This window comes from uncultured Gimesia sp. (genome assembly GCF_963972345.1).
Classification (GTDB): domain Bacteria; phylum Planctomycetota; class Planctomycetia; order Planctomycetales; family Planctomycetaceae; genus Gimesia.
Genome location: NZ_CAXAVM010000247.1, coordinates 1 through 9,533, shown reverse-complemented (window position 1 = coordinate 9,533; position 9,533 = coordinate 1). Strand labels below are relative to the sequence as shown.

Genomic DNA, 9,533 nt, shown 5'->3' with positions numbered 1-9,533 from the left:
TCAGCTGCGTCCGACTTTGAGTGACCTGGGTCTGAGCAGCCGTTATTTTCTTCGCTCGTTCCTGGTCTGATTCGGGGAGCATTTTTGCCTGCAACAAAGCGAGTTTGACTGATTTGTGATTCGACTGCGCCTGGATCAGCGTGGCCTGCCATTCCGCCTGGCAGGCTGCCTGTTCGAGGGATTCTGCATTGCCGGACTTCTCGATGTAACGTGCCGTCGCGGCGCGCACGCGTGATGTATATGCGGTGAGCTCTGCTTGAGCAGCCTGCTGTTTTAACTGGAGGTCCTCCAGTTTCGCTTGCGCCAGATTACGTTGCTGTTGGCCGGCTTTAACCTGCTGTTGCCATTTCTGTTCCGCTTCTGTCAGCGGGCTTTTCAGAATGACTTGTGACGAAGCGGTTCCCGTACTGAAACGGGTGAGCTGCCAGTGTGCGATTCCGGGGAGATCTTCTCCTGATTGATATACTGGAAATTCGAAATCGCAGTGTAGCAGTTCCTGTCCACTCTGGTTCTTAAAGCTGATTTGATCAAATTCCGCAATGGTTCCCTGGTGTGCATCGAGGAAAAGTCCTCGATTAGCCTGAAGTGCCGGGTTCCAGCCATTCAATGCAATCGGCGTCTGAGTGAGGATTGGGCTGGTTGAATCTGTTTCATAGATCGTCAACAGGGCAATGTCCTGATCCGGTTTAAGCTGAAGAGTAATATTAAATTCAAGCTGACCGGATTCATGCTGATAGGTTCCAACGGTCGTTGCATTCGTAGTACCCGGAACATAAGCGATGATTTTTCCTGCTTCAAAGGCGAAATACAGATTGGTTCTACCGCCGGTTAGATCGTTGGATAATTGAAAATTAACGTGAGCATCTTTTAGAATCTTCAGTTGAAGCTGGATCTGTATTTCGGAATCAAAGGCTTTCCAGTCCGTGATTTCATAGGAGAGTGCGCGGCGTCCCTGTTCCGCATTGAGCAGCAGGGTCTGCTGATTGCTCCTCGAAGAAGGTTGTCGCGCAGTCGCGCTTTCAACGGTTTCACGATTCACGGGCCTGGCAGCCAGAACATCTGCCAGCGCGGATTCGTGTTGTTTCAGTTCCTGTTCCAGTTGTGATTTCTGCTGTTTCCGATTTTTGAGTGCCGCCTGATAAGCGGCTTCACGTTTTTGCGTTTCTTCCTGAATCACGAAAGGTTTCAAGCCGGGATACCAGGCTCTGGGAGGGAGTTCGACCGGCTTGAAGTCCAGTTTGTCTCCTCCCAGAAAGGCGATGGCGGATGCTTCGATCGGCGGCTTGTCCTTGACCACATTCTGTTCCAGGCCACCGGTATAAAACTTTGCTTTGGCATCCAGGTGCCTGTCATAAATCCGAACCATCCCGGTGCGTACGGGACCATTGCGGACACTGAGTTTGTAGTCGGGAAAGATCCCCGGATCTGCTTCACCGGGCACGCGATCATGCCTGAGATCGACTGGTTCAAAGAATGAGCGGAAGGCAAAATATTCCTTTTGCGTGATCGGATCATACTTATGATCGTGGCATTCGCAGCAGTTCATGGTCAGGCCGAGGAAGGCTTTTCCGGTATGTTCCACATTGTCTTTGAGCCAGGTGTGATAATTCCAGCGGTAGAAATTGCGCACAATAAATCCGGTGGCAACCAGGTTCTCGCGATCATTCGGTGCAATTTCATCTGCCGCCAGCATTTCGAGGATCATGCGATCATAGCCTTTGTTCTCGTTGATCGACCGGATAATCCAGTCGCGCCAGCGCCAGATCAGGGAGTAGCTGTTGGTCATGTCTTTGGCGCCACGGCGACCGTACCAGTCACTGTACCGCCAGACATCCATCCAGTGGCGCCCCCAGCGTTCTCCGTATTGTGGTCGTGCGAGCAGGTCTTCGATCACCCGGTTCCAGGCATCCGGTCGTGTGTCACTGAGGTATGCATCCAGTTCAGCGGGAGTTGGGGGAAGACCGATCAGGTCGAGATAGACTCTCCGCAACAGGGTTGCCTGGTCTGCCTGCGATTGGGGCCGCACTTTATTCTCTTGCAGCCTTGCATTAATGAATGCATCAATCGGGTTTGCCGGTCTGGATTTCACTTCAGGGACAGCAGGACGAATGACGGGTTGAAACGCCCAGTGTTCTGCAGGATCTGCTTCCGGTTGATCGTTCGCTGGAAAAGTAGCACCCTGAGCGATCCAGTTTTTAATCAGTTGGATCTCATCCGATTTCAGTCGTCGTCCCTGTCCCTCGGGGGGCATCTGAAAATCGGCGTCCGGCGTGAGTACCTGGTACAGCAGGCTTTCCTCGGGTTTGCCCGCGACAACAGCAGGGCCAATCTCTCCCCCTTTCAGAATCAGCTTTCCGGCGTCCAGTCTGAGTGCGGATTCCTGATTTAGAGTGCCATGGCAGGCAAAACAGTGTGACTTCAGGAGCGGCTTGATCTGTGACTGGTAATCGATTTCAGTCGGCGTCGATTGTGCGTATAGCGGGGACTGAGAGATTGCCAGCAGGACCAGTGAGATTACTGTTGCTGAATAACGCATACATCGACTCCCCCTTCAGTATCGAACGATTTCATATCATTATCTACTTATGTTTAGGATAAATTCTCTTTCCTGTTGTCACAAGGTGGTTTATGCTAGATTGTTAAATATGCTAACAAAATAATGTAACCGCTCTGGTTCTGTCACTGGCGGTTAAATCTTGTCATGATAAGTTTAACGTCGCTGCATTCTCTGAAGGTACTGTTTCAAAGAAAGTCTGTTATGAAGTCGTTTTGTTCCGGATGTCATCTGTTTCTGTTGCTTTTTCTGTTGAGCCTGACAGGACCTGTTTTCTTTTCAAATGAAGCGTTTTCTGGTGAAAAGCAGGGGGCGTCTTCTCAACGTCAGATTCTCTGGGTGCAGCAGGCAGGGGGCAAGAAACACGACAAGATTCGTGGCATGACTGTCGACCAGGAGGGAAACTGTTATGTAACTGGTGAGTTCACAGAAACCGCGCAGTTTGGGGATCAGACAGTAACCAGCCAGGGGAATATGGATTTTGTGCTCGCCAAATACGATCCTGCGGGAAAGCTGCTCTGGGTTCAGACCGCGGGAGGCAAAGACATTGACCGGGGTTATGGGGTTGCCGTTGATCAGGCGGGAAACTCCTATGTTACGGGACACTTTCAAAGCCCGACGTTTCAGATTGGTGGTAAAACTCTCAAGAACCAGGGCGACTACGATTATTTCATCGCCAAGTTTGATTCGCAGGGAAAACTGCTCTGGGCAGAGAGTGCCGGAGGAACGGGCTATGATTACGGACACGGAATCGCAGTCACTCCCGAGGGAGACTGCTATGTGGCCGGTTCGTTTGCCGGTGATGTCACGTTTGGCACATCGCAAACGGGAAATAAAAAAGGCCGTTCGCTGTTTGTAGCCCGTTATGATGCGGATGGAATGCTGATCTGGAGCCAGATGGCTGGCAATGGTCGCAGTCAGAGTGGACATCAGATTGCCGTTGATACCAGCGGAAACTGTTATGTCTGTGGCTATGTTACGGGACTGCTGGAACTGGACGGTCAACAGGTGGGCACCGATACTCCGGTGCAGGATATTTTTCTGGCGAAACTGTCACCGGCGGGAAAGCTGATCTGGTCGGCGAATTCCGGCGGACAGGCAAATGGCTTGAGTACCGGCGTTGCCGTTGATCAACAGGGCAACTGTTATCTGACGGGGATGTATAAAAATAAAGCGACCTTTGGCAAAACGAGCATGACCAGTAAGGGGGGGCATGATATCTTTGTCGCGCGAATCAATGCAGATGGCTCTCCCGCCTGGGCTTATACCGGGGGAGGTGAGAAGACTGATTACGGGCTGGGTATCGCCGCCGATCAGGCAGGTAACTGTTATGTCACGGGAGAATTTTCTGATGACGTCCACTTTCTGGGAAAACAGTATCCGAACCTGGGAGGCCGTGATCTGTTTATTGCCCGTTTTGCTCCTGACGGAAAGCCTGACTGGCTGGAAATACTGGGTGGTGAGAAGAGTGATTTAAGTTATGCGATTGCGGTGGATAAAAATCAAAACTGCTTTGTCTCCGGAGCGTTCTCGCCAGCCACTCAATATCAGGGGCATACATTGAAAAGTCACGGCAGTAACGACATTTTTCTGATCAAGATGAGCCAGTAATATGATCTATCGAATCCTGTTGATCTTCAGCGTGTTCTTCTCGGCTTGCATTGCGAGTGAAGCACAAAATGCTGTCAAATCACCTGCAGTCAAACCAGATCGGCAAGCGGGATATCCCCTGGCGACGACCCGCCGGATGGCGATTAATGTGCTCCCGTTCCATCGGGAACTGGACGCCAGCAAGCTCCGGAAATGGCTGGAGATCAGCTCCCGCTGTACGCTGGCAGAATTCGAACTGTTTCTGTCTCCCCTGACCGCAGAAGAACAACAGCTGTTGAAAGCGATTGAAGACAAACCGGCGCCGATTGTGAATCGACTGCATTTTGAAAATCTGCGTGATGTCTTGAAGCAGAAAGCGCTGGTCTCGCTGCTGGTGGAAGAGGAAGTGAAAAAAGATGACTTATCGCATACGACGCCTGCAGTGGAAAATCAGCTGTATGGCGCGTTTGATGCTGTATTTGCCAGTGTCGGGCCGCCGAATGGATCTCCCCGCTATGGCGAGGTGGTCATTCATCTGAAAGACAGCGTACGCGAACACGGCTGGGCGACTCCTTTCAGTGGAATGCATTTCATGTATGCCATTCAGCATAAAGATGCGCGAAAAATGCAGGACATGCTGGCAGCCGGTAAGTCGCTGCCCGAATCTCCCTATGATCCTCTCCATCTGGGGTTTAATGACCGACTGCATTTTTCTCACTATGTGGTTACCGAAAGATACTGGAATCAGATGCTGGCCTTTCAGGCGATTCTCGTCTATCGAAATCTGGACGACTCACCCGCGAGTGACAAAGTCCGGCAGCGGTTCAGGGCTTTGCTGACAGAAGAAGATCCTCAAAAATTCTGGAACCTGTTTATTCCTCCCCGCGTGAAAAACGGAACTGCGGAACAGGAAGCAGAGAAGATTCCCTTTGGTTATCTGGAAGGGAAATTTGATGACCAGATTTCGATTGAGTTTTTCACGTCCATTCAGGTCCCCGCTTCGAAAATGGCTGAAGTCAGATCCTGGCCGGAAGCGCAGCCCTATTTGCATCTCATTCAGGCAAAACCTGCGGAACTCCCTTGATTCACAGGTTGCGTTAACTGAACAAAAGACATGTCAGCTCATTGGGGTGCCAGGCTTTCTTTTCAGCTTCGGAATCGGAACTGGTCAGGACATACTGATCACCTGCTGAAATCCGCAACGACTTATCCTTCAGCATTTGTGCCTGATTTTTTTGCAGGTCAATCTTCCGCAGGCACGTGCAGCGAGTGAAGCCTGGAATCGGGTATGCGCAGAACGGCGTTATGATCTGCTGTTTTGCCTTGGATTTCAGGAATTTTGAGGACTCAAACATCTTTCTGGCGAGGATCCTGAAAAAATGAAATCATTGGTGCATGATTTGCAAATGAGTGAAATGGAGGAAGTTGTAACTAAATAGATCAGGTTCCCACTGTTGTCATTTAATTATTTTTCGACTCAGTCAGGGAAGGTCTGAAATACTCCTTGCTCTTCATAGTGATTTCATTTTTATTTTTTACTTTTTGAGGGAGTACGTTCTTGATGCGTTATCGAGAAAAACAAAACCGGGGTTTTACCCTGATTGAGCTTCTGGTGGTGATCGCGATTATTGCGATCTTAATTGCACTATTATTACCAGCCGTTCAGCAGGCGAGAGAAGCGGCCCGTCGCAGCACCTGTAAGAATAATCTGAAGCAGATTGGTCTCGCATTACATAATTATCATGATGCCCATCGCGTTTTCCCTCCTGCAGCCGTTGCGCCGGGAAGCTGTTATTGTGAGCGAGTGCTGGATATGCCGTCCGGTTCGTCCCCGCTGTTGATGAACCATTCGTTTTATCAGCTGCTGCTCCCCTACATGGACCTGGCAAATCTCTATAACCAGTACGATTTCACGCAGTCGACTTCAAACCATGTTGCCCGCTCTGACGGAAGTTATTGTGGTTCCGTGGGACCGACTTTTGCCGGGTCGGGACAGCTGACGGTTGTCAGAAATAACTTTCCGATCTTCCTGTGTCCTTCTGATCCCAATCCCACGAAATATGGTGATTACCAGAAATCGAGCTATGGTCATGTAGGTTATACCACTGAATACAGCCTGGTCTCTTCGTATGGAAATAATACCAGTAGTCTCAAGGGGACCCTGGGATTCAACGGTTCTGCCAGAATCTCTGACATCAAAGATGGCACCAGTAATACGATGATGATCATGGAAGCCTCAATGCTGCTGACCAGTGCTTCGTATGGTCCCTTCTGGAATTCCTACCGTCATACGAATGTGTTACTGCCTGTTTCTTATGGGATCAATAAGAATCATCCGGGCTATGATAAGCCTTATGCCTGGGGAGCGGGGAGCCACCACGAAGGCGGCTGTCAAATGCTGATGGCCGACGGTGGGGTTCGCTTTTTAAGTGAAAACGTAGACCGCATTGCCGTCGTTCAAGCTCTGGTCTCGATCAAAGGTGGAGAAGTATTACCGGAGTTTTAAACCCGCTTCCTGATTTACAATCTGAACCTTTCCGTCGAACGCCCTGCGCAATGAACCGGGGGCGTTCGACGTTTGATTTTCACGCCGAAAGTTAATCCATGCCCTCGAATCCTTTTCAGTTACCTGTTGCTCCTCGATTTTTCTGCCTGCTGATGTTGCCATTGATTCTGACAGGCTGTTCCGGAAAAAGTAACGATCTACCCGATCTGGCAGAAGTGACCGGGCAGGTTACTTTGGATGGAAAACCGTTGCCGGACGCGATCATCGATTTTTATCCCCAGGGAGCCCAGCAGAAAAAACAGGCTCGCGCTTCCACTGCAGCCACTGATGAAGAGGGGAAGTACTCGCTGATGTACAACAATGATACGGCCGGCGCGATCCTCGGCGATCACATGGTTCGCATCAGCAAGCCAGACGGGGGCGCGGAAGTAGCCGGTCCTGAGATGCTGCCAAAAAGGTATAATGAGAATACGACTCTCAAAGCGACCGTGGCCAAAGATGGGCCGAATACGATTAACTTCGAGTTGACGAGTAAGTGAGCGATGAATCGGTACAGCCGGGAACAGATTGTCCGCAACTTGCGTGACGTCGGGGCGATGCTGAGTGTGACCTTCCCCCCTACCACTAATACGCGTCATCCAGGCAAAAACAAAGCATGTGGTCTGCTTTTCAAAAACTGATCCAAATGTTATGAAGGTTCTTAGCGTCCTTTTGACGAGGAGAACATTTGATGAACAAGCGAAGAAAACGTCACAACCCCGAGCAGATTGTCCGCAAGCTGCGTGATGCGGATGCGATGCTGAATGCCGGTAAAGACCTGGCTTCCGTGCTGCAGACCCTGGAGGTCAGTGAATCGACTTACTTGCGCTGGCGGAATCAGTACGGCGGCATGAAATCGGAAGAAGCCAAGCGTCTCAAACAACTGGAAGACGAGAACAAGCGACTGAAAGAACTGGTCGCCGATCTGTCTCTGGATAACAAAATGCTGAAATATATCTCGGAGGGAAACTGGTAAGCCCTTCCCGAAAACGAGCCGCCGTCAAAGCGATCCAGAATGAGTTCCGTGTTTCTGAGCGGAGAGCGTGCCTGGTTCTGGATCAGCCCCGGGCCATTCAGCGTTACCAGGTAAGCCCTCGCAGTGATGAGCCGTCCCTGGTCAAGCGCATGTATGAGCTGGTACGGTCACGGCCTCGATTCGGCTATCGCCGCATTGCCAGGCTGTTACAACGGGAAGGCTGGTGTGCCAGTTTTACCCGCGTGTATCGTTTATGGCGTCGGGAAGGGCTGAAAGTACCTCAAAAGAAGAGAAAACGGCGCAGGCTCGGTGATTCTCGGAATGGTTGTCACCTGCTGCGGCCAGAACAGAAAGATCATGTCTGGTGCTGGGACTTTGTGTTTGACCGGACCTCATCGGGCAGTTCCCTGAAATGGTTTTCCATTGTTGATGAGTTTACCCGGGAATGTTTATCATTGAAGGTTGATCGAAGTATTCGGAGCGAAGATGTGATCAATACTCTGGCCGAACTGTTTTCTTCCAGAGGGGTGCCGCAGTGCATCCGGAGTGATAACGGTCCGGAATTTATCTCCAAAGCGATTCAGCGTTGGTTGAGTCAACTGGAGATCAACTCGTTGTATATTGAGCCGGGGGCTCCCTGGGAAAACGGTTATGCGGAAAGTTTCAACAGTCGTTTCCGGGATGAGTTTCTGGCAGTCGAAGAGTTTGAGAGTCTGTTAACGGCCCGCAGGCTGACAGTTGCCTGGTGGGAAGATTACAACGGGCAACACCCACACAGTTCGCTGGGATACGTCACCCCGGCAGAGTTTGCGAGTCGCTGTGCAGTTTCCAATCGGGCTGCGCCCTCATTCCAACTGCACAGCGAAATTACCTAACCCAACCTTCATAAGACCTGGTACAGGTTTTTAAGGCAGGTCACATGGTTAAAGCTACTACGGTCTTCGGAACCGGGGCAAAGCCAATATTAACCTTTATGCACTTGTCTTTTACCAGCGACGACGAGATTCCAAGTTAGTTTATGAAATACTTTCGCAGGTAATCGTTCCACAAATTTATCAGTAAAACATGCGAGATTTGATATAGGGGCGAACAGCCACTGTGGATGAAGAGGTACCTCAGCAAAAGGAGTAGAGAACAGACCCTGTGGAACGATCTGCACTGAACTCAATTTAGCTCGTTCGCAGGCACTCCTAAGTGATTTTGCTGTCAATTCCTTCTGTTCTGCAGAATAATTCGCATCAATGCTCTTACGAACCCGTCTTGCAAATGAGATTAGTGGATTACCTGGTTGTGGTTCATTTGCGACGAACCAGCCTCCAGGCTTAAGTAGCCCAATAGTACTCTTGAGCATCGAGTCCAGATCATCAAAATGATGCAAAAGTCCAATTGCAAATATCAGATCAAATGACTTTCCTGGTTGGAAGTCTTTAATATTGGATGCTACAAATTCGATCTCTGGACCTGAATTATGGACACGTGCGTAGTGAATCAGCTTTTCTGAGTAATCTACTCCACAATAACTACCAACGCGCCCTTCCAGGTATTTTGCCGCAAAACCTGCTCCACATCCCACTTCTAACACATCAGCTTTGGAAGACATCTGGACTGCTTTCAACGTCTGGAAAAGCCGGTGCTTGCGAGCGTGTCGTGTTGCTGGCAATAAATCTTTGCGGCAATACTTTTCCGCTATTTGGTTAAATAACTCACGATCACGAACTGCATGGTCTGTGTCCACATACTGTATATCCTCTGGTGGCGAGACTCGATGCTCTTCCATTTTAGAACTTTTCATTAGATGAAGATTAGATAATAAGTAACCGTCTCACGAAATACACGGTCAGTCAATGGGCATCGCGAGATGCTTTTCT

At 50.0% G+C, this 9,533-nt stretch carries 7 protein-coding genes; 5 read left to right on the top strand and 2 right to left on the bottom strand.

The genetic code is table 11. From position 1 onward, the window contains the following. A partial coding sequence (locus tag AACZ40_RS26195; protein WP_339676500.1) for a DUF1549 domain-containing protein occupies positions 1–2,536 on the bottom strand: 2,536 nt, incomplete at its 3' end. Positions 2,537–2,758: 222 nt separating this feature from the next. Between AACZ40_RS26195 and AACZ40_RS26190 the strand changes: the two genes are divergently transcribed. From AACZ40_RS26190 to AACZ40_RS26170, 5 genes are all read left to right on the top strand, one after another. Next, positions 2,759–4,165, top strand: coding sequence for an SBBP repeat-containing protein (locus AACZ40_RS26190; RefSeq protein WP_291171898.1), 1,407 nt, complete (start codon positions 2,759–2,761; stop codon positions 4,163–4,165). A gap of 1 nt (position 4,166) precedes the next feature. Beyond that, positions 4,167–5,228: a hypothetical protein gene (locus tag AACZ40_RS26185; protein WP_291171895.1), complete on the top strand. Its 1,062-nt coding sequence runs from the start codon at positions 4,167–4,169 to the stop codon at positions 5,226–5,228. Between the two features lie 477 nt (positions 5,229–5,705). Further along, positions 5,706–6,650 carry a DUF1559 domain-containing protein gene (locus AACZ40_RS26180; protein ID WP_291171892.1) on the top strand — a complete coding sequence of 315 codons (945 nt, stop codon included), beginning with the start codon at positions 5,706–5,708 and terminating at the stop codon, positions 6,648–6,650. A gap of 98 nt (positions 6,651–6,748) precedes the next feature. Further along, positions 6,749–7,189 carry a hypothetical protein gene (locus tag AACZ40_RS26175; RefSeq protein ID WP_291171888.1) on the top strand — a complete coding sequence of 147 codons (441 nt, stop codon included), beginning with the start codon at positions 6,749–6,751 and terminating at the stop codon, positions 7,187–7,189. A gap of 191 nt (positions 7,190–7,380) precedes the next feature. Then, positions 7,381–8,540, top strand: a protein-coding gene (locus AACZ40_RS26170) for an IS3 family transposase (RefSeq protein ID WP_339676494.1) whose coding sequence is annotated in 2 segments (ribosomal slippage) — positions 7,381–7,651 and positions 7,651–8,540 — 1,161 coding nt in all. Because the reading frame shifts where the segments join, the coding sequence is not laid out codon by codon here. 89 nt (positions 8,541–8,629) lie between these two features. On the opposite strand, the gene AACZ40_RS26165 is transcribed toward AACZ40_RS26170, so the two are convergent. Continuing rightward, entirely contained in the window at positions 8,630–9,442 is an 813-nt protein-coding gene (locus tag AACZ40_RS26165; protein WP_339676491.1) for a class I SAM-dependent methyltransferase, read from the bottom strand. Between the last annotated feature and the right edge of the window lie 91 nt (positions 9,443–9,533).

What these genes read in the sequence shown, in the direction of transcription:
- AACZ40_RS26190 (WP_291171898.1), top strand. Translation starts at nt 2,759, where the DNA reads ATGAAGTCGTTTTGTTCCGGATGTCATCTGTTTCTGTTGCTTTTTCTG.
- AACZ40_RS26185 (WP_291171895.1), top strand. Translation starts at nt 4,167, where the DNA reads ATGATCTATCGAATCCTGTTGATCTTCAGCGTGTTCTTCTCGGCTTGC.
- AACZ40_RS26180 (WP_291171892.1), top strand. Translation starts at nt 5,706, where the DNA reads ATGCGTTATCGAGAAAAACAAAACCGGGGTTTTACCCTGATTGAGCTT.
- AACZ40_RS26175 (WP_291171888.1), top strand. Translation starts at nt 6,749, where the DNA reads ATGCCCTCGAATCCTTTTCAGTTACCTGTTGCTCCTCGATTTTTCTGC.
- AACZ40_RS26165 (WP_339676491.1), bottom strand. Translation starts at nt 9,442, where the DNA reads ATGGAAGAGCATCGAGTCTCGCCACCAGAGGATATACAGTATGTGGAC.